The 26,464-nt window shown below is 72.9% G+C and carries 13 protein-coding genes; 6 read left to right on the top strand and 7 right to left on the bottom strand.

From position 1 onward, the window contains the following. Nucleotides 1-41: 41 nt before the first annotated feature. From ACLB9X_RS06685 to ACLB9X_RS06670, 4 genes are all read right to left on the bottom strand, one after another. The gene (locus ACLB9X_RS06685; protein ID WP_410359307.1) at nucleotides 42-7,301 is read right to left on the bottom strand and encodes an amino acid adenylation domain-containing protein; all 7,260 of its coding nucleotides are present in this window, start codon (nucleotides 7,299-7,301) and stop codon (nucleotides 42-44) included. Between the two features lie 101 nt (nucleotides 7,302-7,402). Then, a complete protein-coding gene (locus ACLB9X_RS06680) occupies nucleotides 7,403-10,879 on the bottom strand; it encodes an amino acid adenylation domain-containing protein (RefSeq protein ID WP_410359306.1) in 3,477 nt (1,158 codons plus the stop codon). Next, nucleotides 10,876-13,482, bottom strand: a complete 2,607-nt coding sequence (locus ACLB9X_RS06675; protein ID WP_410359305.1) for a beta-ketoacyl synthase N-terminal-like domain-containing protein — start codon at nucleotides 13,480-13,482, stop codon at nucleotides 10,876-10,878. Before ACLB9X_RS06675 ends, ACLB9X_RS06680 begins: the two co-directional genes overlap by 4 nt. Then, the gene (locus ACLB9X_RS06670) at nucleotides 13,479-16,673 is read right to left on the bottom strand and encodes a non-ribosomal peptide synthetase (RefSeq protein ID WP_410359588.1); all 3,195 of its coding nucleotides are present in this window, start codon (nucleotides 16,671-16,673) and stop codon (nucleotides 13,479-13,481) included. The genes ACLB9X_RS06675 and ACLB9X_RS06670 overlap by 4 nt, the downstream gene beginning before the upstream one ends. Nucleotides 16,674-16,822: 149 nt before the next feature. On the opposite strand from ACLB9X_RS06670, the gene ACLB9X_RS06665 reads away from it, so the two are divergent. The 6 genes from ACLB9X_RS06665 to ACLB9X_RS06640 all read left to right on the top strand — a co-directional run bounded on the left by ACLB9X_RS06665 (nucleotide 16,823) and on the right by ACLB9X_RS06640 (nucleotide 23,822). Next, a complete protein-coding gene (locus ACLB9X_RS06665) occupies nucleotides 16,823-17,662 on the top strand; it encodes a gamma-glutamyl-gamma-aminobutyrate hydrolase family protein (protein WP_410359304.1) in 840 nt (279 codons plus the stop codon). Further along, nucleotides 17,662-18,336, top strand: coding sequence for an N-acetyltransferase family protein (locus tag ACLB9X_RS06660; protein ID WP_410359303.1), 675 nt, complete (start codon nucleotides 17,662-17,664; stop codon nucleotides 18,334-18,336). Before ACLB9X_RS06665 ends, ACLB9X_RS06660 begins: the two co-directional genes overlap by 1 nt. A 43-nt stretch (nucleotides 18,337-18,379) precedes the next feature. Continuing rightward, nucleotides 18,380-20,188 carry an NAD(P)/FAD-dependent oxidoreductase gene (locus ACLB9X_RS06655; protein ID WP_410359302.1) on the top strand — a complete coding sequence of 603 codons (1,809 nt, stop codon included), beginning with the start codon at nucleotides 18,380-18,382 and terminating at the stop codon, nucleotides 20,186-20,188. A gap of 33 nt (nucleotides 20,189-20,221) precedes the next feature. After that, nucleotides 20,222-21,691, top strand: a complete 1,470-nt coding sequence (locus tag ACLB9X_RS06650) for a pyridoxal phosphate-dependent decarboxylase family protein (RefSeq protein ID WP_410359301.1) — start codon at nucleotides 20,222-20,224, stop codon at nucleotides 21,689-21,691. Between the two features lie 44 nt (nucleotides 21,692-21,735). Next, nucleotides 21,736-22,704, top strand: a complete 969-nt coding sequence (locus tag ACLB9X_RS06645) for a DMT family transporter (protein ID WP_410359300.1) — start codon at nucleotides 21,736-21,738, stop codon at nucleotides 22,702-22,704. A gap of 98 nt (nucleotides 22,705-22,802) precedes the next feature. Continuing rightward, the gene (locus ACLB9X_RS06640; RefSeq protein WP_410359299.1) at nucleotides 22,803-23,822 is read left to right on the top strand and encodes an aspartate-semialdehyde dehydrogenase; all 1,020 of its coding nucleotides are present in this window, start codon (nucleotides 22,803-22,805) and stop codon (nucleotides 23,820-23,822) included. 67 nt (nucleotides 23,823-23,889) lie between these two features. On the opposite strand, the gene ACLB9X_RS06635 is transcribed toward ACLB9X_RS06640, so the two are convergent. The 3 genes from ACLB9X_RS06635 to ACLB9X_RS06625 are packed head-to-tail and all read right to left on the bottom strand — an operon-like array spanning nucleotide 23,890 to nucleotide 26,452. Then, nucleotides 23,890-24,774 carry a hypothetical protein gene (locus ACLB9X_RS06635; protein WP_410359298.1) on the bottom strand — a complete coding sequence of 295 codons (885 nt, stop codon included), beginning with the start codon at nucleotides 24,772-24,774 and terminating at the stop codon, nucleotides 23,890-23,892. Beyond that, on the bottom strand, nucleotides 24,744-25,196 hold the full coding sequence (locus ACLB9X_RS06630) for an MFS transporter (RefSeq protein ID WP_410359297.1): 453 nt from the start codon (nucleotides 25,194-25,196) through the stop codon (nucleotides 24,744-24,746). Before ACLB9X_RS06630 ends, ACLB9X_RS06635 begins: the two co-directional genes overlap by 31 nt. Further along, entirely contained in the window at nucleotides 25,193-26,452 is a 1,260-nt protein-coding gene (locus ACLB9X_RS06625; protein ID WP_410359296.1) for an ATP-grasp domain-containing protein, read from the bottom strand. Before ACLB9X_RS06625 ends, ACLB9X_RS06630 begins: the two co-directional genes overlap by 4 nt. Nucleotides 26,453-26,464: the final 12 nt, after the last annotated feature.

Below are 26,464 nucleotides of genomic sequence, written 5' to 3'. Positions count from 1 at the left end.
CGCGGGGCACACGGCCCCGGCGACGGGGCACGGGCGGCCGGTCACGCGTGCGGTCCGTACGGCTGGAGCGACGCCGCGGTCGCCGCGGGCTCGAAGACCATCGCGTACAGGGCCTGCCGGTACAGGTCCAGCAGGCGGGCCTCGTCCCTGCCGGCGCTGTCGTCCGCGTGGCGGAGCAGCGCGCGGAACGACTCCTTGGTGTCGACGACCGTCAGGTGCAGCCGGCGTCCGGGGGCGAGCGGGTCCGGGCCGACGTCGCGCAGCGCCCCTGTCCCGAACCGCAGCGGATCGTCGTCGTCGCGGACGTAGTTGAACACCACAGGTGACTGGAGGAAGTCCGCGAGGCGGGGGTGCGCCGCGGCAAGGTCCCCGTACGGCACGGCGCTGACGGAGAGAACCTGGTCGACGACCTGCCGGGCACCGTCCAGGAGACGTTCGAGAGGCTGGTCCGACGGCATCCGCAGCGGCACCGGCACGATGTTGGCGAAGGCGCCGACCGTCGTGTCGAACCGCTGCTGGAAGCGTCCGTCGAGCGGTACCGCCGGACAGGCCGTCTCCTCGCCCCGCAGCCAGGACAGCGCCAGGCCGAACGCGGCCACGTGCAGCGTGAACGGGGTCGTGCGCTGCTGGGCGCAGCGCGCCCGGAGCGCCGCCTGGAGACCCGCGTCGGGTGTCCAGTACCGCCGGGCCTGTTCCGCCGCGGGGACGGGGGCCGCCGCGGTGCCGGTGTGCGGCATGGCGGCGAGCAGGTCGTGCCAGAGCGCGGACGCCTCGGTGGAGCGCTCGTCGGCCTCAAGTGCGCCCCGCCACGCCAGATAGCGCAGGAAGCCGTCGTCCGGTGCGGTGTGCGCCGCCGGGCCGGCGTACGCCTCGCCGAGGGTCCGGCACAGATTGTCGAGTCCGCGTCCGTCGAGGGCCAGCAGGTGGACGCTGACGGCGAGGAGGGTGTGTCCGTCCGGCAGGTCGAGGGCGGCCACCCGCACCAGGTGCTGCGTGCGCGGGTCGATCAGGCTTTCCTGGCCCCGCTCGTACAGCCATGCCACGGCGTCGTCCGGGGCGACGCCGGCGGGCAGCCGGTACGCGGTCACCGCGGCGTCCGCGGCCTCCTCCGCCCGCGCCTGCCGGGTGCCGTCCGTGCCGACGACGCGTGTCCGCAACGCCGGCTGACGTTCCAGAAGTTCCGTGACGGCGGCCCGCAGCCGCGTCGGGTCCAGTCGCTGCCCAGTGTCGTAGACGGCGGTCTTCTGATGGTCCGCGCCGGGGCGGTCCGCGTACCCGGCGAGTCCCGGCGGCAGGGCCGGAGCGGGATCGGCCGCGGGGAGTTCCTCGTCGGGGTAGGCGGTGCCGAGCGCCTGCCGGTCCGCGACGAGGCCGGCGACGCGGTGGGCCGTGCCGCACTCGTAGAAGTCGGCGACGGACAGCCGGACGCCGAACTCCTCCCGCACGGTGTGGATGAGGCGGGTGGCCAGCAGCGAGTGTCCGCCGGCGTGGAAGAAGTCGTCCGCCGGCCCGAGTCCGGGCTGGTCGAGGACGCGCCGGAAGGCGTCGAGGACTCCGCTCAGGATCTCGTCGCCGTACTCCCGCGGCTCCTCGGGCGCGCCTGCCTCGCGGTCGCGGGTGTCCGGGGCGGGCAGCCGCGCGTGGTCGACTTTGCCGTTGGCGTTCACGGGCAGCCGCTCGACGACGGTGAACGTGGCCGGTACGAGCGCCGCGGGCAGCTCCTCGGACAGCCGTTCGCGGGTCGGCCGGACCAGCGGTCCGGCTCCCGGCGACGGCACCAGGTACGCGTCGATGCGCCGCTCCCCCTCCGCGCCGCGCACCACCAGCGCCACGTCGGCAATGTCGGGGCTCCTGCGGACGGCGACCTCGATCTCGCCGAGTTCGACACGGTGTCCGCGGATCTTGACCTGCTGGTCACGGCGGCCGAGGAACGCGAGGTCGCCCGACGGCAGCAGCCGTGTCCGGTCGCCGCTGAGGTACTCGCGCAGCCCGTCCCCGGACGTGACGAACCGCTCGCCGGTGAGGGCGGGTTCGTCCAGGTAGCCGGTGGCGACGCAGCAGCCACCGATGACCAGCTCGCCGACGGCGCCACGGGGCATGGCCCGTCGGCCGCGCGAGCCGGCGACACGGAGCGTCACGTTCTGGAGGGGCCTGCCGATGGGCGCGTACCTCGGCCAGTCACGCGGGGGCCCGGTGAAGGTGTAGGAGGTGACGACATGGGTCTCGGCCGGACCGTAGTTGTTGATCAGCCGGCAGCCGTCGAGCCGCTCGAAGAACGTCCGCATGGGTTCGCTGAGCCGGAGCTGTTCGCCCGTGGTCGCGATCTCCCGCAGGGAGGAGAAGGCGGAGGGGTCCTTCTCGAAGCGCGCGGCGAGGGCGTGCATCAGTGACACCGGCAGGATCGCCTTCTCCACCCGGTGGCGCCGGACGAACGCGGCGAGGGCGTCGTGGTCGTGCTTGGTCTCCTCGTCGGCGATGCGGAGTGAACCGCCGGAGCACAGCGCCGCGAACGTCTCGTGGAAGGCCGCGTCGAAGCCGAACGACGCGAGCTGGAGCCAGCGGCGGGCCGTCGCGTGTCCGTCCGTCTCCCAGTGGATCAGGTTGGCCAGCGCCCGGTGCGGGAAGTGGATGCCCTTGGGCCTGCCGGTCGTTCCACTGGTGTACGTCAGGTACGCGCCCACGGCCGGGTCGACACGGTCGCCCGCGGCCGCACCGTCCCGTGCGGGTGCCTCGGCCGGGCCGGGCACGACGACGACCCGGTCCGCCGGCAGGAAGTCCGCGTCCTCGGCGCTGCCGCAGAGGGTCACCGCCGCCCCGCAGTGGGCGGCGATCGAGACGAGCCGCTGCCGGGGGTAGGTCAGGTCGAGGACGACCGGAGTGGCGCCCGCCCGCAGCACACCGAGCAGGGCGACAACCAGGGGCACACCGCGCGGCATGGCGATGCCCACCGGATCGCCGGCCCGCACACCGCGGGAGGCCAGGAGATCGGCCGTGCCCGCGGAGAGCCGGGCGAGCTGCCGGTACGTCAGGGACTCCCGGTCGTCTGCCACCGCCTCCCGGTCCGGGTGGCGCGCGGCCTGCTCCAGGAACACCGCGTGCACCGGGAGGTCCGGTACGTCGACGGACGGGCCGGTCAGGACCTCGGCCGTGCGGCGGGCGGTGGCGTCGGGTTCGGCGGGGACGGTGTCCACCGTGGTGTCGGGCGTCCGGGTCAGGGCGTCGAGCAGGAACGCGAACGACTCCTGCCAGTCGGCGACCGTCTCCCGTGCGAAGCGCTCGGTGTCATGGACGAACCGGCCGCCGATGCGGCCCTCGGCGTCGGTCCACCAGTCCAGCTGGAGCTCGTACGGGCTCGTGAAGCGTTCGAACGGCAAGGGGCGCTGTTCCAGTCCGGCGGGCGGTACCGGGGCCAGGCCGCCCGGATCGAGCATGTTGAACAGCACGCGGAAGACGGCGGATCCGTTGTTCTCCCCGTCTCCGCCGTGCGCGAGCTCGCGGGCGACGACCTCGAACGGCAGGTCCTGGTGGTCCATGGCGCCGGTCACCCGGCGCGCCGTGTCGCGCAGCAGGGACCGGAAGGTGTGGTCCGGCGCGATCCGGGAGCGGATCGGCAGCGTGTTGACGAAGTTGCCGATGAGACCGCGGAGTTCGGGCCGGTGACGGCCGGAGACCGGGCAGCCCACCACGATGTCGTCCTGGTCGGACAGGGTGGACAGCAGCACGGAGAACGCGGTGAGGACGACGACGAAGGGAGTCGTCGACTCGGCCGCGGCGAGCGCGCGGACCCGGTCCGCGGTGCCGGACGGCAGCGTGAACGTCAGCTTGTCGCCCCGGTAGCCGCGCCGTGCTCCCCGCGGCCGGTCACCCGGCAGTTCGAGGGGCGCCGGCAGGTCCGCCAGCTCCCGGTGCCAGTACGCACGCTGCCGGTCGGCCTCGGCGGACGACAGCCAGCGCGCCTCGTGCCGGGCGTGCCGTGCCGCCAGTCCCTCGACGGGGGGCAGCGCGGGCGCGTCGCCGCGGTGGCGGTGGTTGTAGAAGGCGTAGAGGTCACGGAGCAGGAGACCGCTGGACGTGGCATCCGCGACGAGGTGGTGCAGCGCGAGTGCGAGGACGTGCCGCTGCGGGCCGGTGCGGAACAGCCGGGCGGTGAAGAGCGGGGCCCGGTCGGTGGGGACGGTGGTGGCCAGCAGGGAGGCGATCGCGGCCGTCAGGGCGCTCTCATCGGCGACGTCCACGACCGGCAGGTCGGCCGGGGCGTGCGCCGTCACCGTCTGGACCGGGCGGCCGGACCCGGTACGGAACACCGTGCGCAGCGTTTCGTGCCGGGCCACGAGGTCGGCGAGGGCGCCCTCCAGTGCCCCGGTGTCGAGCGGACCCCGCAGGTCCGCGAGGACAGGCACGTTGTACGCCTCGGCGGCACCCTCGATCTCGCTGAGGAAGAGGAAGCCCTCCTGGATCGCGGTGACGGGGACCGGCCCGTCGGCGTCGTCCGCCACCGGTACGGCGGAGTGCGGCATCAGGTGTGCGCCGGCCGGGCGTCCGGCGCCGTCCGCATCGCCCGGCCGGGCCTGCGCGGCGAGCTCCGCCAGCCGGGCCGGCGTCGGGCTCTGCAAGAAGGAGCCGAGCGGAATGCTGCGCAGCCACCGTGCCCGCGCCAGCGCCACGATGCGGGTGGCCAGAAGCGAGTCACCGCCCAGCGAGAACAGGTCCTGGTCCGGGCGCACGTCGTCGGTGCCGAGCGCGTCGGTGAAGATCCGCAGGGCGGTCCGCGCGAAGTCGCCGTGCGATGCGTCGGGGGCAGCCCCGTCGGCGTTCTCCGGGCCGGCAGCCGTGGCCCGTTCGGGTCCGGTGGGCCGTACCTGCGCGTCCTGCGTGTCCTGGGCGCCGCCCGGCTCCAGCCAGTACCGCCGGTGGTCGAAGGGGTAGCGCGGGACGTCGGTGAACGCCGCCCGGTCGTCCGCGGGCGCGAGGCCCGCCGCGTCCGCCGACAGACCTGTCACCCATGCCTGTCCCAGCGAGGCGAGCAGGGCCTCCTGGCCGGGCCGGGCGTCCTTCGGGACGGCCAGGGGCACGGCCTCGGGGAAGACGTCGGGCAGCGCGTCGGGCAGCCCGGGCACCGGGGCGAGGCGCACGAGCGCCGACAGCCGCGGGGGCAGCGTGCGCCGTCCCGGCACGGCCGGTCGCCCGCCGAAGGCCACCGCGGGATCGGGCAGTGTGCCGGGCGGGCAGAGTTCGGCCCCGTCGGCGTCGTACCAGGGGATCACGGCGGGATGCAGCGCCACGCCCGCGAGCGCCCGGCCCAGGTCCGTCCCATCCGCCAACGCGGACACGACGGCGGGGACGTCGGCGTCCGCCACGACCCCGGCGAGCACGGCGGCGGCGAGCCGGCTTCCGGCCGTGGCCACGACGGCGCCGGGGCGCACCCCGTGGCCCTCCCACACCGCCGCGCAGGCCAGCATCGTGACGGAGGCGGCCGCGTCCGGTGCCACGGTCTCCAGCCGCGCGAGCGTCTCGTGGGCGGACGGCGCGGGGCGCACGGCCCGGATCCGCCCGGTGAGCCGTTCCACCGCTTCCCGGAACGCCGGCTGGTGCTCCAGCAGTGAGACGACCGCGTCGGTGGGCAGAGCGTCGTGGGTGAGGACGAAAGCGGGCGCGCGCTCGGCAAGTTCCGGCTCGGGGGCCTGGGCGTTCAGCGTCATCGGCTCGCCGTCGGCCCGCCAGAGCAGCCCGCGCCGCAGGGGGTGCGTCGTGCGGCGCGTCGCCAGCGTGAAGGCGACGTCCCGGGCGTCGTCCGCGGCGCTCCCGGCGACCCGGGCCTGCAGCCGTTCCTCCAGGACGTCGAGGGACGCGGCGGACCGGGCGGAGAAGGGCAGCAGGTACGCGGTGGAGCGGCTCGCCCCGGCGGTGCCGGCGACCGGAGCGGCATCGGCAGTGCCGGCCACGGGAGAAGCCTCGGCGATGCCGGCGGTCGGAGCAGCCTCGGCCGGGGGCTCCTCGACGAGCAGGTGCACATTGGTGCCCCCGACGCCGAGCGAGCTGACCCCGGCGATGAGGGGCCGCGGGCCGGTCCAGGCGCTCAGCCCGGTGGCGACCCGGAAGGGTGAGGAGGCGAAGTCGATGTGCGGGTTGGTGCGTTCGCATCCGAGCGACGGCGGGATCTCGCGGTGCCGGAGCGCGAGGACGACCTTGATCAGGCCGGCGATGCCGGAGGCGGAGTCCAGGTGGCCGATGTTGGACTTCACCGAGCCGATGGCGCAGTGGCCGACGGCGTCCGTCGTCTCCCGGAACGCCTGGGTCAGGGCGCTCACCTCGATCGGGTCGCCGAGCGGGGTGCCGGTCGCGTGGGCCTCCACATAGGAGACGCGGTCGGCGGTGATGCCCGCCAACTGATGGACTTCCGAGATGAGTTCGGCCTGGCCGCGCGCACTGGGCGCCGTGTAGCCGCTCTTGCGTCCGCCGTCGTTGTTGAGCCCGCCGGCCCGGATGACGGCGAGGACGCGGTCGCCGTCGGCCAGGGCCTCGTCGAGCCTGCGGAGCACCACGAGCCCCACTCCGCTGGAGAACACAGTGCCCTTCGCGTCCGCGGAGAAGGGACGGCAGTGCCCGTCGGGTGAGGAGATTCCGCCCTCGACGTGCGCGTAGCCGACGTCCGTCGGATTGATGGCGGCGCCGCCCGCGAGCACGGCGTCCGCCTCGTACTCCATCAGGGCGCGGCACGCGTGGTGCACGGCGGCCAGGCTGGAGGAGCAGGCGCAGTCCACGGCGAGGCTCGGCCCGGTGAGGCCGAGCCGGTAGGACAGCTGGGTCGCCGTGTATCCGCGGTCGTTGCCCATCAGGACGCGGTGGAAGCCGAGCGGCTCGATCGCCTCCGGGTGAGGCAGCACGTTCTGGAGCAGGTAGTCGGAGATGTTGACGCCGAGGTAGACGCCTGTCCGGCCGGGCGGCGAGGCGGGGTCGAGTCCGGCGTCCTCCAGCGCGTGCACGGCCGTCTCCAGGAGGAACCGCTGCTGGGGGTCGGTGACCAGCGCCTCGGCCGGTGTCATCCCGAAGTACGCGGCGTCGAAGAGCGACGGATCCGCGAAGCGCTTCCGGACGGCGACGTAGGAGGGGTCGGACAGGGCCCGTTCCAGGCGGCCCGCACGGCGCAGGTCCTCGTGCGGCACGTCCTCGCGCGGATCGACGCCCTCGCGGAGCAGCTCCCAGAACTCCTCGGCCGAGTCGGCGCCCGGGAAGCGGCACGCCAGTCCGGTCACGGCGATGGTGGGCATGTCGTCGTCGTACCGCTCTGCGGCGTCGCTCATCCTGCGAACTCCGTCCGGTGTGTCCGGTGAACAGATGGGGGGTGGTGGGGTGGTGGGGTGGTGGGGTGGTGGCACGGGGCGGTGGTGGTGCCGGGGGCGGGTCAGGCCGCGCCGCCCCCGCGTCCGCCGTTCGCGTGCGCTCTGCGGCGCTGCGCGACCTGCTGCATCCGCGCCCGCCGGCCGGCGGCGCCGGCGGTGGGGGCGGGGGCGTCGGGTGCGGTGCGCTCCGGCGCGGTGCGCCCGGCCTCGGCCGGGCCGCCGATGTGGGCGGCGTAGGCGCGGACGCTGGGGAAGCTGAAGAAGTCGACGATGCGCGCCGTGGGGTGGACGTGCTCGCGCACCTCCGACAGCAGCCGGGCGACGAGGACGGACGTACCGCCGGCCTCGAATAAGTCGTCCGTGACACCCACGCCGTCGTCGCCGAGGACCCTGCGCCACACCTCCAGCAGCCGCCCTTCGAGGGCGTGTGCGGGCCGGGCCGAGGCGGCGGCGGGCCGGCCGGCCGCCACCGCGGGCAGTGCCTTGCGGTCCGCCTTGCCGCTGCTGGTCGTGGGCAGGCTCGCGGTCGCCACGAAGACGGAGGGCACCATGACCGCGGGCAGCCGGCCCGCGAGTGCGGTGCGCAGCGTGTCGTCGTCGGGCGTCGCCCCGGGGCGGGGCACGTAGTGGGCCACCAGTGCCTGGTGGCCGTCGTCGTCCTGCAGGACGACGACGCACTGGGCCACGCCGGGGACGGCGTTGACGGCCTGCTCGACGTCCTCCAGCTCGATCCGGTGCCCGCGGAGCTTGATCTGGTTGTCGAGGCGGCCGGAGAGCTCCAGCGTGCCGTCGGCCCCGAGGCGCGCCATGTCACCGGTCCGGTAGACGGGGCCGTGCGCGTGCAGCTCCGGGAGTTCGGGGAAGCGCTCGGCGGTGAGGTCCGGTCTGCCCACGTAACCGCGGGCCACTCCGGCGCCCGCGATGAGGAGTTCGCCCCGCATACCGACGGGGAGAGGGGCGAGCTGTTCGTCGACGACGTGCACCGAGGTGTTGGCGAGCGGGCGGCCGACGAGGACCCGGTCGGGATCCTCGGGGACCTCCCACGCGGTGGACCACACGGTGGTCTCCGTGGGGCCGTACATGTTGAGGACGCGGGGGATGCCCAGTCCCTTGAGCCTGCGCGCCAGGGTGAGGTCGAGGGCCTCCCCGCCCACCATCAGCAGACGCAGCCTGCTCAGGGCCTCCTCGGCGCGGGGCAGGCTCAGGACGCTGCGCAGCAGTGTGGGGGTGGCCTGCATCGCGGTGGCGCCTGCGTCGAGGACGAGCTGGGGGATGGTGACCGGTTCGGGCGCGTCCGGGTCCGCCGCGCCGTGGCGCAGGGTCTCCATGTTCTCCGCCAGGACCACGGGTATGCCCCGGGCCAGGGTCCACAGTAGCTCGACGACGGCGATGTCGAAGGTGGCGGCGGTCACCGAGAGCCATACCGTGCCGTCGTCGGGCCGTACGGTCTCGTCCAGGGCGACGAAGAGGTTGGCCAGGTTGGCGTGGGTGACCTCGACGCCCTTCGGCACTCCGGTTGAGCCGGAGGTGAAGATGACGTAGGCGGACTCGGCCGTGTCCCCGGCCGGGGCGCGGTCGGGTGCGCCGAGCAGTCCGGTCGCCCGCAGCCGCTGTCCCGTGAAGCCGGGGCACCGGTCCTCGTAGGCGTCGTCGAGGACGAGCGCCGCGCACTCCGCCGTACCGGTCATGGTCTCCAGGCGGCTCTGCGGAGCGGCGCCGTCGAGCGGCACGTAGACCAGTCCCGCCGCCATGATGCCGAGCAGGACGACCACCAGCTCGGGCGACCGGGGCATGAGCACTCCGACGCGCTGACCGGTGCGCAGACCGGCCGCACGCAGCCCGCCGGCGACGGACGCGGCGCCGCGTGCCACCTCCCCGCGCGTCACCTGCCTGCCGCGGAAGGTGAGCGCCGGGCTCCCGGGATCCTGCGCCATGCGGGCGAGGATGTCCTCGTGCACCGGGCGTGCCGGGACCTGACGGGCCGTCGCGGAGTTCCACTCCTCGATCTGCCGGCTGCTGTCGGCGTGGATGAGCCGGAGCCGGGCCAGCGGGCGGTCCGGCGCCTCGCACATGCTCTCCACGAGGCTGCGGTAGGCGGTGACCAGCCGGCGGGCGTCGTCCTCGTCGAACCGGTGCTCGCTGTAGGTCAGCAGGCCGTGCAGCTCACCGTCGGTCTCCCGGAGCCGGAACATGAGGTCGTACTGGGCGGAGTACGTCGGTACGGGAACCGTCGACACGTCGACTCCCGGCAGCTCCAGCTCGGTGTCCGGGAAGGTCTGGAACAGGAAGACGGTCTGGAACACCGGTGCGTGGGCGCCGCTGCGCCGGGGCGCCGCCGCCTGCACCACCTGGTCGAAGGGCAGGTCGCGATGGGCGAAGGCGTCGTGCGCCGTGCGCCGGTTCGCGGCGAGGAATTCCCGTACGGTCTGCTGCTCGTCGACGCGCGTGCGCAGGGCGATCGAATGGAAGAAGAGCCCGAGGGAGCGCTCCAGGTCGGGATGCGGGCGATGCGCCAGCGGGCTGCCCACCAGGACGTCCTTCTCCCGCGCCGTCCGCGCCAGCAGCAGGGCGTACGCGGAGACCAGGGCCCCGTAGAGGGTCGATCCGGTCTCGGCGCACAGGGCGCGCACCTTGTCGAGCAGGTCCGCGTCGTAGCGGAATTCCAGCCCCGCTCCCCGGTGGCTCGGCGCCGCCTCGCGGGCCGTCCGCTGGGCGAGGTCGAGGGCCGGCGGGAGGTCGGCGAGCGCGCCGCGCCAGTACGCGCGCTGCCGCTCGGCGGCCTCGCCGGCCAGCCACTGCTCCTCCCAGCACGCGAAGTCGGCATAGTGGAGGGTTGGTTCGGCGAGGCGGGGCGGGCGGTTCTCGGTCCTGGCGCGGTACAACTCGGAGAGTTCCTGCTTGAGGATGCCGGTCGACCAGCCGTCGGAGACCACATGGTGCTGCGTGACGACGAAGGTCCAGCGTCGCGGGCCGACGCGGATCAGGTCGAACCGGGTCAGCGGGGCCCGGGACAGGTCGAACCGCGTCGACACGATCGAGCGCACCAGGTCCGCGACGCCGTCGGGCTCCGCCTCGTGCTCCCGGAAGGGCACCTCGCACCGTGCCGCGATCGTCTGGACGAGCCCGGCGTGGTCCTCGGTGAGGGCGGTGCGCAGGATCTCGTGGCGCTCCATCAGATCACCGGCGGCGCCGCGCAGTGCGGGGACGTCGAGGTCGCCGCGCAGCTCCACCGCGAAGTACATGTTGTAGACGGGCAGGCCGCTCGCGAGCTGTTCGCTCAGCCAGAGCTGCTGCTGGGCGCGAGAGGCGGGGATGCGTCCGGAGCGGTCGGCGCGGCGGATCTCCAGGGAGCCGTCGGCCTCGCCGTCCTGTTCCCTCAGGAAGCGCACGATGTCGTCGCGGTGCTCGCCGAGTGTGCGGCGGAGCTCGTCGGTGAGGGCGTGCCGCGGACCGGTGACCGACAGCCGGCCGTCCCGCAGGGCGAGCCGGATCCCCGAGTCCGCCAGCCGCTGGAGGAGTCCGAAGGTGGTGGTGGTCACAGCTCGAACGTCCCCGTGGTGTCGTCGTCCCCGGTGGTGGTCAGTTCCTCGTACAGACGCGCCGAGGCCACGCGTTCCGCGACGAGTTCGGCCATGCCGGCGGGCGTCTCGGCGTCGAGGAGGTCGCCGACGGGGACACGGACCCCGAACCGTTCCCGCAGGCGCGCGACGATCTGCGCCGCCACCAGGGAGTGCCCGCCGAGAACGAAGAAGCCGGCCTCCCGGTCGACGTCCGACACACCGAGCACCGCTTCCCAGATGGCGATGACCTCGGCCAGGACGTCCGTGTCCGCGTCCACGTCGACGGCTGTGCCCGTGCCCGTGCGGGGTGCCTCGTCCGGAAGCGCGGCATGCGGTGCGGGCCGCGCCGGCTCGGCCGCCGCCCAGTGGCGTACGGGTTCGAACGGGTAGAGCGGCAGGGGCACCCTGCGCCCCGCGGGGCCCCGCAGCGCGGCCCATTCGACGTCGGCTCCGCGCTCCCAGCAGTACGCGGCCAGGGTCAGCCAGCTCCGCCAGGAGGAGAGGGCGTCGAGCACGTCCGGGAGGCCGGGCCGGCCGGCGGTGACGTCGTCGCCCATCGCGGCCGCCTGCGACACCTGCAGGAAGTGCGAGGCGGAGAGTGCCGATCCGGCGGGGACCGTGATGCCCAGGGCCGCGGACCGCAGGGCGACAGCCGCGGGAGCGGGCGGGCTGGTGTCGAGTTCGCGCTCGATGGCGGCGAGTTCCGCCTCGCAAGCGCTCAGGTCACCGCTGCTCGTGACGAGTTCGCGGATGCGCTCGTGACGGACCGCGCACCGCAGGGCCACGTCGTGGTCCAGCGCTCCGGCGAACGCCGCCGCCAGGTACTCCCCCGCGCCGGCGGCGTGGAGGACGTCGGGTGCCACGCCGAGCGCGGCCAGTGACTCGAGGGCCGCGTGCCCGAGGAGGAACGCGCGCTCCGCCTCCTCCGGATGACCGAGGGCCTTGCCGAGCAGGGGGAGCCGCTCCGTGACGGACGGTGCGGGGTCGACCGGCTTCGCGAGGTCGACGACCAGTTCCACGGGGCCCGTGGGCGTGGGATCGGCGTCCTCCTTCAGCGCGGTGCCGAGCTCGTCCGGCGAGGCGGCGACCCAGGCGCGCCTCAGCTCGCGGGGCCGACGGCCGTCCTGGAGGGCGCGGGCCACGTCAGCGCCCGACACCTCGTGCCGCTCGCCGAGCGCTTCGGCGAGCCGCTCGCGCAGCCGGTGGAAGGCGGCGGAAGTGCGGGCCGAGAGGGGAAAGACTTCGGGGCCCGGCAGGTCGGCCTCCGCGCCTCCGCTCTGCTCGGGGCCGGGGCGGAACTGGCCCACGACGACATGGGCGTTGGTACCGCCCACGCCGAGCGCGGACACCGCGGCACGCCGCGGGTGCGCGTCGTCGGGCCAGGGCCGCCGCTCCGTGGCGACGTACAGGCCGCTGCCTGTCAGGTCGGCAGCCGGGTTGAGCTCGCGGTGCCCGACCGTGGCCGGTACGACGCCCTCACGGACGGCGAGCACCGCCTTGATCAGCCCGGCCATCCCGGCCGCGCTGTCCAGGTGGCCGATCGAGGACTTGACCGTGCCGATCGCGCAGGGAGTGGTCACGCCGAGCCGTTCGCGTGCCTCGCGCAGGGCGGCCAGTTCGACGGGGTCACCCAGCGGGGTACCGGTGCCGTGCGCCTCCACGAAGCCGATCGTGCCGGGGTCGACCCCGGCCTCGGCGAGCGCGGCCAAGACGACCTCGCGCTGTCCGCCGACGCTGGGCGCCGCGAAGCTCTGCCGGTCCGCGCCGTCGTTGTTGAGCGCGGTGCCGTGCAGCACCGCGTGGATGTGGTCGCCGTCGCCGAGGGCGTCCTCGAGCCGCCGCAGCACGACGACGCCCACGCCGCTGCCGGGGACCGTGCCCCGCGCCGACCCGTCGAAGGGCCGCAGTCCGCCGTCGGGCGACATGACGCCGCCGTCCTGGGCCACGTACCCGTGGTCCTGGGGAAGCTGCACCGACACGGCACCGGCCAGGGCGATGTCGCAGTCGCCCGCCAGCAGGGACTGCCGGGCCAGATGGACCGCGGTGAGGGAGGTGGAGCAGAGGCTGCTCACGAAGACGCTGGGACCGCGCAGGTCGAGGTGGTACGAGACGCGCAGCGGCAGCATGGCCGGGGCGTCCGACATGCTGCGGTGGCTCCCGGCGCCGCTGCCCGGCGCCGGCAGGAGACGGGCGTAGCGGTTCTCGCCGCTGCCGCAGAACACGCCGACCCGGCTCCCGGCCGCGCCGCCCGCCCAGCCGGCGTGCTCCAGGGCGTGGACCGCCTCCTGGAGGAAGAGCCGGTGCTGCGGGTCCATGGCGGCGGCCTCGGCCGGCGCTATGCCGAACCAGGCGGCGTCGAACTCGTCCACGCCGTCGAGTTCGCCGGAGACGGGCACGTAGCCCTCGCGCGTGAGCACGTCGTCCGGGACGCCCCGGGCCCGGAGGTCGTCCTCGTCGAGCGGGGCCAGGAAGGAGGCGCCGTCGAGCAGGTTCCTCCAGTACGCGTCGATGTCGCGGGCTCCCGGGAAGCGGCAGGCCATGCCGATCACCGCGACGGACCGCCGGTCGCGCTGCGCGCTCACGTGCGTCCCCCTTCGTGCTGTGTCCGGCCGCTGCGGCTCAGCGCACCGGCCAGGGTCGATACGGTCGGGTACTTGAAGAGGTCGGTGATCGGGACGTCCGCCGACACCTCTCTCCTGATGCTGCTGTGCAGGCGGATCAGCGTCAGCGAACTGCCGCCCAGCTCGAACAGGCTCACTGATCTCGGCACGCGTCCTTCCGGCACGCCGAGGGCCTCGGCCCACAGGCGGGTGAGCAGGTGCTCCAGCGCCGTGCGCGGCCGCGCGTCCGCCGCGGCCTGCTGTCCGGCCTGCGGCACGGGCAGGGCACGGATGTCGGCCTTGCCCGTGGCGGTGACCGGCAGCCTGTCGAGGCAGACCAGATGCGCCGGAAGCTGTTCGGCGGGCAGCCGTTCGGTGAGATGCGCGCGGATGTCCCCGGTTCCCGTGCTCGACGGGGCCACGACATATCCCACGAGGGTGTCGCGCTGTTCGGGGTGCACCGTCACCGCGGCGTCGGACACCCGCGGGTGCTCCAGCAGCAGGCTCCGGATGCCGTCGAGGTCGACCCGCAGTCCGCGGACCTTGACCTGGCCGTCCTCGCGTCCCAGGAATTCCAGCAGGCCGTCGTCGCGGAGGCGGGCGAGGTCACCGGTGCGGTACAGCCGCGGCGGCTCCCCCTCGGTGGGCCGGTCCTCGCGGATCGGGCTGGGGACGAACCGCTCCGCGGTGAGCTGGTCACGGTTGACGTAGCCGTCCGCGAGGACGATTCCGCCCAGGTGGAGTTCGCCGACGAACCCGGGCGGCAGTATCTGGCCGCCGGCGCCGAGGACATGGGCCCGTGCGCCGTCGACGGGGCGGCCGATCGGCATCGCGGGTCCTGACGCGTCGTCGGGCGCACAGATGTGGAAGGTGGCATCGATGGTGGCCTCGGTGGGGCCGTAGAGATTGACCACCCCGGCCGTGCTCACCCGGCCGAGGGCCTCCACCACGGCCCGGTCGAGCTGTTCCCCGCCCGCGAAAATCCAGCGCAGTGCGGTGCATTCACCGAGAGTGCCCTCGGCCAGAAGGGCCTTGAGCAGGGTCGGTACGAACTGCGCCACGGTCACCGAGTGGTGGCGCATGTCGTGCAGCAGACGTGACGGGTCCCGGTGCGCGGTGCGGTGCGCGACGACGACCGAGGCGCCGCAGGTGAGGGGCGCGAGGTACTCCCACAGGGAGGCGTCGAAGACCGGCGGGGTCTTGAAGTAGAAGCGGTCTTCCGGCCCGAACGCGAACTGCTGTCTCTTCCACGCCAGGTTGTTGGCGATGGCGCGGTGCGGGACGACGACGGCCTTGGGCAGACCGGTGCTGCCGGACGTGGTGATGAGGTAGGCCGGTGCGTCGACGTCGGGCACGGACTCCGCGAACCGCGGTGCCGCGTCCGGGTTGTCGGCCGTGCCGTCCGGGCCGTCTGCCGTACCGTCCGGGTCGTCTGCCGTACGGACGTCGACGACCGGCAGGTCCGCGGGCAGTTGGGCGCGCGCATCGTCGTCCACGACGAGAGCCGCCGCCGCGCCCGCGTCCGACATCACGAAGGAACGGCGGCGCGCGGGCTGCTCCATGTCGATCGGCAGATACGCCATGCCGCTGCGGAGCACCGCGAGCGCGGCCGTCACGAAGGAGGCGGAGCGCGGCAGGCACAGCGCCACGGTGCTCCGCGCCGGAAGGCCGAGGGCACCGATCCGCGCGGCGAGCCGGCGGCTCGTCTCCTCCAGCTCGCCGTAGGTGGTCTCCCGCCCGTCCTCGACGAGGGCGACGGCATGGGGCCGGGCCGCGGCCCGGGCGAGGAACGCCTCTGTGACGAGCGGTGCGGGGTGCGTGCCGGTGTCCGCAACCGCGCCCGCCAGCGCCTTGTCCCGGTCGCTCGGGCAGGCCAGCTCCAGCTCCAGGACCGCACGCGCGGGCTCGGACAGCAGCTGGCCGAGTACCCGCTCGAAGGCGCGGGCGAGGCGCTCGGCGACGTACGGCGGGTGCTGTGCGGCGACGAAGTCCAGCCGGCCCGTGAAACCGCCGCCGCGCGCGTTGACGGACAGCAGCAGCCCGGCCTTGCCGTCCCTGGGCAGCAGCGGGATCCGCTCGGTTACGACACCCGGCAGGCGAAGGCCCTCGTCCGGCGTGTCGTTGAACGACACGAGTGCCGGGAAACCGGCCGCCGCGCCCGGGGGCTGGGAAGCCCGCAGGGCGGCCCACATGGAGGAGAGGGAAGCGCCTTGACGGGCGAGGCAGTCCAGGACCGCGTCCTGGACCTGTCCGGCGTAGTCGCCGGCGCTGAGGCCCTTTCTGTGCGGCGGGCGGAAGGGCAGCATCTCCGAGTAGAGGCCCACCACGCGCGGATACCGGCTTCTGCGCCAGTCGACGGCCGGATAGCCGATCAGGAGGTCGTCCGACCGGAAGTAGTGCTGGAGCGTGAGGGACCAGGCGGCCAGCAGGGCGCAGAACGGTGTGATGCCCAGGCTGTCGCAGCCGCCCGCGAAGCTGTCCGGCACCTCCACCGCCACCGACGCGGTCCTGCCGGGGGCACCGGAGGGGGTGGCTGCCGTCCATCCGCCGGGCATGCCGTCGAGACCGCGCACGTATCCGGCCCAGAAGTCGGCGTGTTCGCCGCCCTCGGGCGACGACACGAACTCACCCTGCCGGCGGGCGTAGTCGAAGTACCCGGATTCCACGGGACCCGGCGTGAGCGCCGCGCCACCGTCCCGGGCGGCGGCGTAGAACTCCGACAGGTCGGCCAGGAGCAGGGAGATCGACGGGGCGTCCACAGCGGTGTGATCGAGGCTGAGCAGGAGCACCGAGTCCTGCGGTCCGCGGCGGAAGAGGTGGGCCTGCACCCGGAGTCCGGAGTCGGTCGCGAACGGCGCGCGGGCGGCCCGTTCCACATGCTCCGCCCAGTCCCCGTCGCTCACGTCGTGCACGGCGAGCACGTCCTCGGGAACGCCGTGAACCCGCTGGACGAGCGCGCCGTCCTCGTCGTCGAAGGAGGTCCGGAGAACGGGATGACGGTGCAGCAGAAGCCGAAGCGACGAACGCAGAGCGGCGACATCGGTATTCCCCGAAAGCCGATAGGCCACAGGAACGTGGTAAGCGTCGCCGGCGGGGTTGATTTTCTGCGCCGCCCATACCGCTCGCTGTTGTTGCGTCGTCGGCGCGACACGGCCGTGCTCGGGCACCGGCATTCGCATCCCCCTGTCTTTGTGTCCGCCTCGGTCTGTCGACGGCAAACGGCCGCCCGACACCGAATCGATCTTGTGCACGACCCTTGCGGCTGTCAACAGAAATCTGCCCGGCGACCGAAAGGGCCCGCACCGGCGCGAACGCACCTGACATGGCGTCAAAGTGTCCCGCCGGCGGGACAACACCCGTCACCGATGACGATCTTGCGCCGCCTCGAGCGCCTCGGTTAGCATGCCCGGCACTTGCCATACCGGGCATCCGACAAGGACCAGCCATGAAACCGCGGATCGGAATCACCGCGCGATTCCGCACAGCAATTCAAAGCCACAGTCTGCATCGGGGTTACGTCGATCACGTCATCCGTGCAGGCGGTATACCGGTCGTCATTCCCTGCGTCGACGAGTCGCTCTGCGCACCTCTTCTGTCGTCTCTCGAAGGGCTCTTGCTCACGGGAGGCGAGGACATCGATCCCGCCCACTGCACGGGCACCACCCGGCAGAGCGGATACCAGTACCACCCCACCCGCGATGCGTTCGAGCTGGCGCTCGCCGAGGCGGCACTCGCGGCGGGACTGCCCACCCTCGGCATCTGCCGCGGCTGCCAGATCCTCTACACCGCCACGGGCAACCCGCTCATACCCCATATTCCGGACGTGAACGCGGGCCTCGTCGCCCACCGGACGTCGATCTCCGAGACCTCCCGGCACCGCGTCACCCTCACCGAGGGCAGCAAGGTCGCCCGCGCGTACGGCGAGCGGTCCGTCGAGGTCACCTCGTACCACCATCAGGGCCTCGGCGATCAGGGGAGCGGCGCCTACCGGTGGCAGGTGACGGCCCGTTCCGACGACACGCTCGCCGAGGCGATCGAGCACGTGGGCGACGCATGGGCGGTGGGTGTCCTGTGGCATCCGGAACTGCCCGTGGATCCCGCCGAAGGGCTCGCGGACCCGCTGATCTCCGCATTCGTGTCGGCAGCGGCGGGAGGACGCTGATGTTCGACATCCGCCCTCTCGGCCCGGGGGACCTCGACCTCGTGCTGGACCTGCAGGAGCGCATCCGGTCGTCCCTCGCGGACCAGGACATCTTCCAGCCGAGTACGCCCGAGTTCATCGCGTACTGTCTCGCCGACGGCGGAAACTGCTACGGCGTGACCCACGGCTCCCGTACGGTCGCCTACCGGATGGTCTACTTTCCTCGCGAGCGTGATTTCAACCTCGCGAAGGACACCTCGCTCCCGCCTGCCGAACACACCCGTGTCGGGCACTGGGACACCATCGCGGTCCTGCCCGAGTGGCGGGGCCACGGGCTGGCGCGGCTGATGAACACCAGAGCGCTGGCCGATCTGACGGACACGGACATCCGGCACCTGTTCGCGACCAGTTCACCGAAGAATCCCCATGGCGTCAGGTCGCTGCTGGAGGCGGGATTCCGGCCCGTCGAACTCGTCCGCAAATTCGGCGGAAAACTCCGGTTCCTTTTCTACCGCCCCGCCCTTACGGGATGGACCACGGCGTCCGCCGGCGGGACGGACCGGGTCGTCGACCTGTCCGACATCACCGCGCTGGAAGACGCATTCCACAACGGATGGACCGGAATCCGCGTCATCCGGGACGGGCGCGAGGGCGCACAGCTGGTGATGCGCCGCCAGGCACTTCCCTTTGTGTGACGGGCAGTTCTGGCCACCTCCCCACCGTCCGTACAGAAAGCACATGGCGTTGAAAATACTGATCACCATACCGAACCCCGATCTGGGGAGTTCGGACTTCCTGCGCTCCGGAAACGTCGTCCACGCACCCTGGCTGAATACCGCACCGGCCGAAGAGGTGCTGGAAGCCCTCCTCGCCCATCGCGCGCAGGGTCTGATCGCGTCGAGACGGCCTCATGAGTCGCTGCTGCGACGATGGCCGAAAAGCGTGTCCAGCCCGCTCTTCGTCGCCTACGTGACCGGGGTCCTTGGCCCGTCGGCGGACCCCGGCCCCGTCGAGCACCGGCTGGCCGACGGAGGCATCGAGGAGATCGCGGCGGCCCTGGGTCACTGCGAGCGCCGGTTCGCCCTGGACCGGGCCGTGTCCCCACGGCCCGCGCCGCCCGCGGCGGACAGCCGCGAGGTCGTCCTGGTCGGCGCCGGCATCGTCAACCTCGTGACGGCGCTGTACCTGTCGGAGGCCGGCTTCCGCGTGACGGTCCTCGACCGGTCCCCCACGCCGGGCGGCGACGACTGGCGCAGGTACGGCTGCACCCATGCCGGCGACGACGCGCGCATGTTCACCTTCACCGAGATGGACAGCTACAACAACCGGGACTTCCACGGCAGCGCACCGGAGTACTTCCGGCTTCCGGTCGAGAAGACCGGCTGGCTCGCCACCGGGGACCGGCAGCTGTCCGAGGAGGAGTGCGCATGGATCGAGGACTTCGAACGGGTCCCGTCCTGGCTCGCCCGGACCTACAACGAGGACATCTTCGCGTTCACCGCCGAGGCCTTCGACGAGTGGAACTCCCTGCGCCGGCAGTACCCCGGGCTCTTCGAGAACGTCGTCCTCACCGAGGGCATCCTGCGGCTGTACGGCGACCCCGATCACCTCCGGGCCGCGCTGGCCCGGCACCGCGCCCTCGGCGCGGTCTCCCGCGAGCCGACCCCGGCGGAGCTGGCCGAGGAGTTCCCGGCACTGGCCCACTCCCTCGCGACGGGGACGCCGGCCGGCGGATTCCTGGTGCCCGGCTTCACGCTGGCGGTCCACGCGTTCTCGCGCCGGATCGTCTCGTTCCTTCAGGCCCGGGGGGTGGTGTTCCACTGGGAGACCCCGGTGCTCGGGGTCGTGCGGGACGGTTCCGGAGCCGTGACCGGTTTCGACTGCGCCACACCGATCCCGGACACGGCCCACGTCGTCGCGTCCCCCGGTGTCGACGGCCGTGCGCTGCTAGAAGGCTCCCCCTGCGCGGGCAGGATCCACGGTGTGCTGGGCGGCTGGATGCGGGTCGGCAACGAGACGGATCGGCTCCCGCACTCGCTCAAGGTCGGCCGCAGGGGGCATGTGACCGAGGACGCCAATGTGACGGTCGCCGTGGACGACGCGGGCCGGCAAATCCTGATCGTCGGTTCCGGCTACGGCTACACGGGAGCCGGTGTCCACGCCGACGGGGAGCAGCTCGCCGCCATGAGACGCGGCATCCTCGACACCGTCGAGCGGCTCTTCCCCGGCCGGACCGTTCTGCCGGACCCGCAGGGGCACGGCGGCGCCGACGACTTCCGGTACTGCGTCAGGCCGTGGACCGCGACGTCGCTCGGTCTCTACCACGCCGAACAGACCGCACACGACCGCCTCTTCGTCATCAACGGCGGCCACAACACCGGCGGCTTCGCGCAGTCCCCCGCGATCGCACGAGCCGTGCTCGCCTCTCTCCGCGGCCAGGCGCACGCGATGCACGCGCTGTACCACCCCGAGCGCCTGAGCGCCTTCATGACGGACGAGGCGCAGGCCGCCCCCGTCACGGCGGACACTCCCGCTCCCCTCAACTGACCGCCGCCGACACGAGCATGGAGGCACCGCACCGTGTCCCCGCACGAAGCAACCACCCCCCTCGAGCCCGCGGACTGGGACGAGTTCAGGGCTCTGGGCAAGCGCATCATCGACGACATGGCCGACTACCTGGCCGGCATCCGTGACAGGCCGGTGTGGCAACCGGTTCCCGATGCCGTCCGGGAGTCGCTGAGCACCCCTCTCCCCCGGACCGCCACACCGATGGAGGAGGTGTACGAGGAGTTCCGCGCCTCGGTCCTGCCGTACCCGCGCGGCAACATCCATCCGCGCTTCTGGGGGTGGGCGAACGGCTCCGGCGTCCCCGTCGCGGCCTACGCCGACCTGCTCGCCTCTGTCGTCAACTGCACCCTCGGCTCCGGCGAGAACGCGGCCATGATGGTCGAGCAGCAGGTGATCGAGTGGATGAAGGAGGCCATGCTCTGGCCCGCCACCGGTTCGGGAATCCTGACGAGCGGCGCGTCGATGGGGCAGGTCATCGCCCTGGCCGCCGCGCGTGAGGCGAAGAGCGCGACGGCGGACATCCGCAGCCTGGGCGCCGGCGACGGAACGTCCCGGTTCACCGTCTACGGATCGACGGAGACACACCACTCGGTCGAGAAGGCGGTGGAACTGCTCGGGATCGGGGGGCGGTTCTTCCGGCAGATCCCGGTCGACCGGGAGTTCCGGATCGACGTCGACGCCCTGCGGACCGCCATCCGGCGGGACCGCGGCGCCGGACTCACACCGCTGTGTCTGGTGGGGAACGCCGGCACGGTCAACACCGGGGCCGTCGATCCCCTGGAGGAGCTGCTCCGCACGGCGCGGGAGGAGGACCTCTGGTTCCACGTCGACGGTGCCTTCGGCGCCTTCGCCCAGCTCCTCCCCAGCCACCGGCCGCTGCTGGCCGGGCTCGGCGAGGCCGACTCCCTCGTCTTCGACCTGCACAAGTGGCTGTACATGCCCTTCGACGTCAGCTGTGTCCTCGTTGGGCAGTCCGGCGCGCTGGAGAGCGCGTTCCGTTCCAGCGCCGACTACATCAGCAGTACGGCGCAGGGGCCCGCCGCGTACTCCCTCGCGTTCTCCGACCGCGGCGTAGAGCAGTCCCGGCGGTTCCGGGCGCTCAAGGTGTGGTTCGCCCTCAAGACGCACGGCATCGGGGCGTTCGCCGACTCGATCGCGGGCAACATCGGCCAGATCGCGCACCTGGTGCACCTGGTCGACGGCTGCGACCGGCTGGAGCTGGTCTCCCGGAGCGACCTCAACATCGCGTGCTTCCGCTACGTCTGGCCGGGTGCCACGCCCGGCGAACTCGACCGTGTCAACCAGGACATCCTGTCCCGGCTCCAGATGGAGGGACTGGCCATGCCGTCCCATACGGTGATCGACCGCAAGTTCGTCCTGCGGGTGGCCAACAACAATCACCGGTCGGCCGCTTCCGACTTCGACTTCCTCGTCGAGCAGGTCCTGTCGATCGGCGACGACCTGATCGCGTCGTCACGGTGACGGGCCACGTACGCGGCACGAACCACCGAGGACGGGAGAGGCACATGGAGCAACCGGGTCGGCTGCGGCGTTCCGCACCGGTCCTCGTCGGGCTGTCGGCCGCGCTGGCGGCGACGGCTCTGTGGGGATTCACGTTTCTGGGCCCGGCAGCCGTCGCCCCCGTGAACATCTACTACCTCGTGCTCGGCCGGTACGCGGTCTTCGGGCTGATGTCCGTCGCCGTGCTGGCCTCCCGTACGGACCGGCTGCGTGCCCTGGGGACGCGCAACGTCCTCAAGGCGCTGCACCTGGGCGTCGTCGGGTACATCGGCTTCTACCTGCTGCTGTCGATGTCGGCGTCCGCCGGCGGCGGCGTCCTCGCCTCGACCATGACGGGGCTCATCCCGGTCATGGTCGCGCTGGCGTCCAACGTCATCGAGAAGGTGCTCCGGTGGCGCAGCAGCCTGCTGCCCATCGCGGTCATCTCCGTCGGACTGTTCCTGGTGAACGGCGGCGTCGCCGCCTTCACCTCGGACGGCGGCGGAGGGGACCGGCTCGCCGGGGCGCTGCTGGGCTTCGCCGCGAGCCTGGTGTGGTCCTACTTCGTCATCGCCAACCGGATCGTCATGAAGCGGGCCGGCTCTGTCGTCGACAACACGACATGGACAGCCTGCATCGGGTTCGGGGCGTTCTGCGGCTCGCTGGTCCTGCTTCCGGCGGCCGCGTCCGCCGGGGGCACGTCCCCGTTCGCCGATGCCGGCACCCTGTGGCCGTTCCTGGCCTGGTGCGTGGCGCTGGCCGTCCTGGGGTCCTGGTGCGCCACCTGGTTCTGGAACATCGCGTCGAAGCGTCTGCCGTCGACGGTCATGGGACCGATCATCGGGATGGAAGCGGTGTTCGGGGCGCTGTTCTACCTGCTGTGGGAGGGGCGCATGCCCCTTCCGCAGGAGTTCTGGGGCGGACTGCTGGTGATCGGCGGTGTCTTCCTCTGCGTCGTCGTCTTCGACAGGGCGCGGCCGGCCCCCGCGAAGTAGGCCCGCACCACTTTCCCGCCCATCACCGATGGGCCGTCAACCCACTGCGCGCGCCCGCACGTCACAGCGCCGGGCGCGCCGGATCGGAGATCACCGCAATGAGAATGGGAATCGTCGGTGCCACCGGCAACGTCGGCACGGTGCTGCTCGACATCCTGGCCGAGCGTGATGTCGCCGACGGTGACATCAGGCTGTTCGCCTCCGCCCGCTCGGCCGGCCGTACGCTGCGCTGGCGGGACCGTGACGTGGTCGTGGAGGACGCGGGGAGCGCGGACTTCACGGGCCTCGACACAGTGATCTTCTCGGCGGGAGGTGCCACCTCGCGGGCGCTCGCCGAGAAGGTCGCCGCGCAGGGCGCCGTGGTCATCGACAACTCCTCCGCCTGGCGGCACGACCCGGACGTGCCGCTCGTGGTGTCGGAGGTCAACCCAAGGGCACTGGCCCACCGGCCCAAGGGCATCATCGCCAACCCCAACTGCACGACCATGGCGCTCATGCCGGTCCTGCGGCCGCTGCACGAGGAGGCCGAGCTGGTCTCCTTCGTGGCCGCCACCTATCAGGCCGTGTCCGGTGCGGGGATCGCGGCCATCACGGAGTTGGAGGAGCAGGCACGCGAGGCCCTCGGCGACGTGCCCGCGCTGGTCCGTACCGGGGGCGGCACCGCCCGCGCCGGCACCGGCGTCTTCCCGCGTCCCATGGCCTTCAACGTCCTGCCGCTCGCCGGTGCCCTGGTCGACGACGGCCTCGGCGAGACCGAGGAGGAACAGAAGCTCCGCAACGAGAGCCGCAAGATCCTGGGAATCCCGGACCTGAAGGTCTCCGGGACATGTGTCCGGGTGCCGGTCTTCACCGGACACTCGATTCAGGTCAACGCCCGGTTCCGGCGGCCGCTGGAGCCCGGCCGGGTACGGGAGCTGCTCGCCGCCGCCCCCGGAGTCGCGCTGACCGACCTGCCGACCTCGCGGCAGGCCGCGGGCGACGACGTGACCTTCGTCGGCAGGCTGCGCCGTGACGAGACCGCGGACCACGGCATCGCGTTCTTCTGCTCGTCGGACAACCTGCGCAAGGGCGCCGCTCTCAACGCGGTCCAGCTGGCGGAGCTCGTCGCCGCCGAGTGACAGGCCGGGGTGCGCCAGGGGCGGAAGGTCGGGGGTTTCCTTCCGCCCCTGGCCGTCTCGTGAGCGGTCAGGCCCCGCTCGCCGCGACCGGGGCCGCCTGCGCGTCGGTGCGCAGCGCGGCCCGCTTCTCGGCCGTCCTGGCCAGCGGGCCCACCGCTGCGCCGGCGACGAGGAAGACGCCGCCGAGCACCGCCCATCCCGCGGTGCCGTTGCCGATCACACCGACCGTGACCAGGGTGGGCCCGAGCACGAACTGGGCGCTCGTTCCCAGATTGAACGTCGCCAGGTACTCGGACCGCGAGCGGTCCGGTGCCAGCGCGTACGACAGGCCCCAGCCACCCGCGGACTGGTACAGCTCACCGGCGGTCAGCAGCACCAGCCCGAGGACCAGCGAGGCGACGACGAGGACGACGGACATCCCGAAGCCCGCCACGGCGAACAACGCGCAGGCGCCCACGAGGGCGACCGCCGCCTTGCGCATCGCCCGGACGCTGCCCGCGACGTTCTCCGTGCCGGCCGAGGCCCGCACCTGGAAGACGACGGCGAGCACGGTGTTGACGACCAGCAGCAGCCCGACGAGTGCCTTCGGCGCACTGGTGTGCTCGCTCACCCACAGCGGTACGCCGATGCTGAGCAGCGCCATGTGGAGCACCAGTACGCCGTTGACCGCGGCCACGGCGACGTACCGCAGATCGCGCAGGGCGACCAGCCGCAGCGGCGAGGTCTTGGCCTTCGGCTCGGCGGGGGCTGCCGGGTGGCGCAGCCGGAGCCTGCTCAGGAGCAGTGCCGCGACGACGAACGACGCCGCGTTGCCCAGCACGATCACGCTGAACGCGGCGCGGGTGCCCACCGCGATGGCGACACTGGCGAGCAGGCCGCCGAGGGTGAATCCCACGTTGAAGACGACGCGCATGCGCGCCATCATCGCGACGCGCCCGTCCGCACCCGCCATCTGCTCGGCGAGGGCCTGGTAGATCGGAAGACCGCCTGCTCGCCGACGCCGAGGAAGGCCGCGATCAGCAGGAAGCTGAGGAAGTCGTCGGCGAAGACGTACGCGGTGAAGCCGACGGCCCGGTAGAGGTTGAGGATCACCAGCAGCCGGCGCGGTGTCCAACGGTCCGCCAGCCATCCGATCACGGGCTGGGCGGCGAGCCCCAGGACTCCGGCGACCGACAGGCCGATGCCCACCTGGGCCGCGGTCAGTCCCACGACGGTGGTGAAGAACAGCGCCGAGCCCGCCAGATACAGGCCCGTTCCCACGGCGTCGATCAGCCCGATCGCGAGGAAGGCGACGCCGCCCTTGACGGCGGCCGGGCCGAGCAGTGACTCCCGCAGGCGGCGTATCCCGCGTGCCTGTGTCCCGCCGGCCGTCACAGCGCGGCCTCGCGGTCGGCGGTGATCCGGACGGCGGCGGCCGCTTCCTCGGCGGCGGCACGGGCCGCCGCCGGATCGGCGGCGAGCAGCATGACCTCGCCGACCCGGTCCCACGAGGAGCGGAGTTCGGCCACGCGGTCTCCCGGGGCCACGGTGACGGAGGCACGCAGCACACCGGGCCGCTGTGCCACCTCCTCGACGCCCGTCACGTCGGTGACGGTGCCCGCGGGCGCCGTGAGGAACCGGATCGCCGCGGCCATCGGTGCGTCGCCCGGCAGGCGCGGATCGCCGCCGGCCAGCAGCTCCACCAGGGTGCGGATCACGTTGCCGCCGTACGCCGCGTCGAGGAGGAAGGTGATCGAGTCGCCGGGAACCCGTCCCGCGCACTCGATGAGCACCGGGCCGTCCTCGCCGAGCATCCACTCGGCGTGCAGGATGCCGGTGTCGTACCCGGTGGCCTCCACCAGCCGTGCCATCGCCTCGCCGAAGCCCTCCCGGACCGTGTCCGGCAGGGCGGCCGGCACGACATGGCCGAGCTCCACCGGGTACCGGCCGCCGGCGGTGAGCTTGTCGGTCACGTTCAGGAACACGATCCGTCCGCCGCGCACCAGGGCCTCGACGCTGTACTCGTGACCGTGCAGCCGCCGTTCGGCCATGTAGCGCCAGGTGAGTTCCCTGTCGGGCAGCATCAGGTCGTCGCGGGCGGAGACGGTGAGCTCCCACGCGGCGTCGATGTCGTCGCCCGGCTCCAGCAGTTGGACCCCCAAGGAGGCGTGCCGGTTGGCGGGCTTGAGCACGACCGGCCCGCCGGCGGCGAACTTCTCGACGTCCCTGGGCCCGTGCACCTCGGTCCACTCGGGATTGCGCAGCCCGGCCGCCCGCGCGGCGGCGCGCAGCCTGAGCTTGTCCGTCAGCGCGGCCGCGGCGTCCGCGCCCGCACCGGGCCTCCCCCACCGCTCGGCCAGGACGGCCGCGCCGTGGACGCCGTACTCCAGACCGGCGACGACCAGCGCGACGGGCTCGCCCGCCAGGTGCTCCTCGACGGCCGCGACGAACGCGAGGTCCTGGTGGTACGGGGCGGCGACGACGGACCCGACACAGCGCAGACCGGCCGCGGCGTCGTGGACCGCGCGCTTGCGGACGATGTCCGGGTCCTCCACGACCACGACGCTGTCCTGCGGCAGGAACCCGTCCATCTGGTGGAGCAGCAGCTTGCCGAAGCCGACCATGACCACCCGGCCGGCGGGCAGTTCCATTTCCATTAATTC

The organism is Streptomyces sp. 5K101 (assembly GCF_046506645.1).
Taxonomy (GTDB): Bacteria; Actinomycetota; Actinomycetes; order Streptomycetales; family Streptomycetaceae; genus Streptomyces.
Note: the sequence above shows the minus strand (reverse complement) of the source record. Positions and strands in the feature narration are given on the sequence as shown.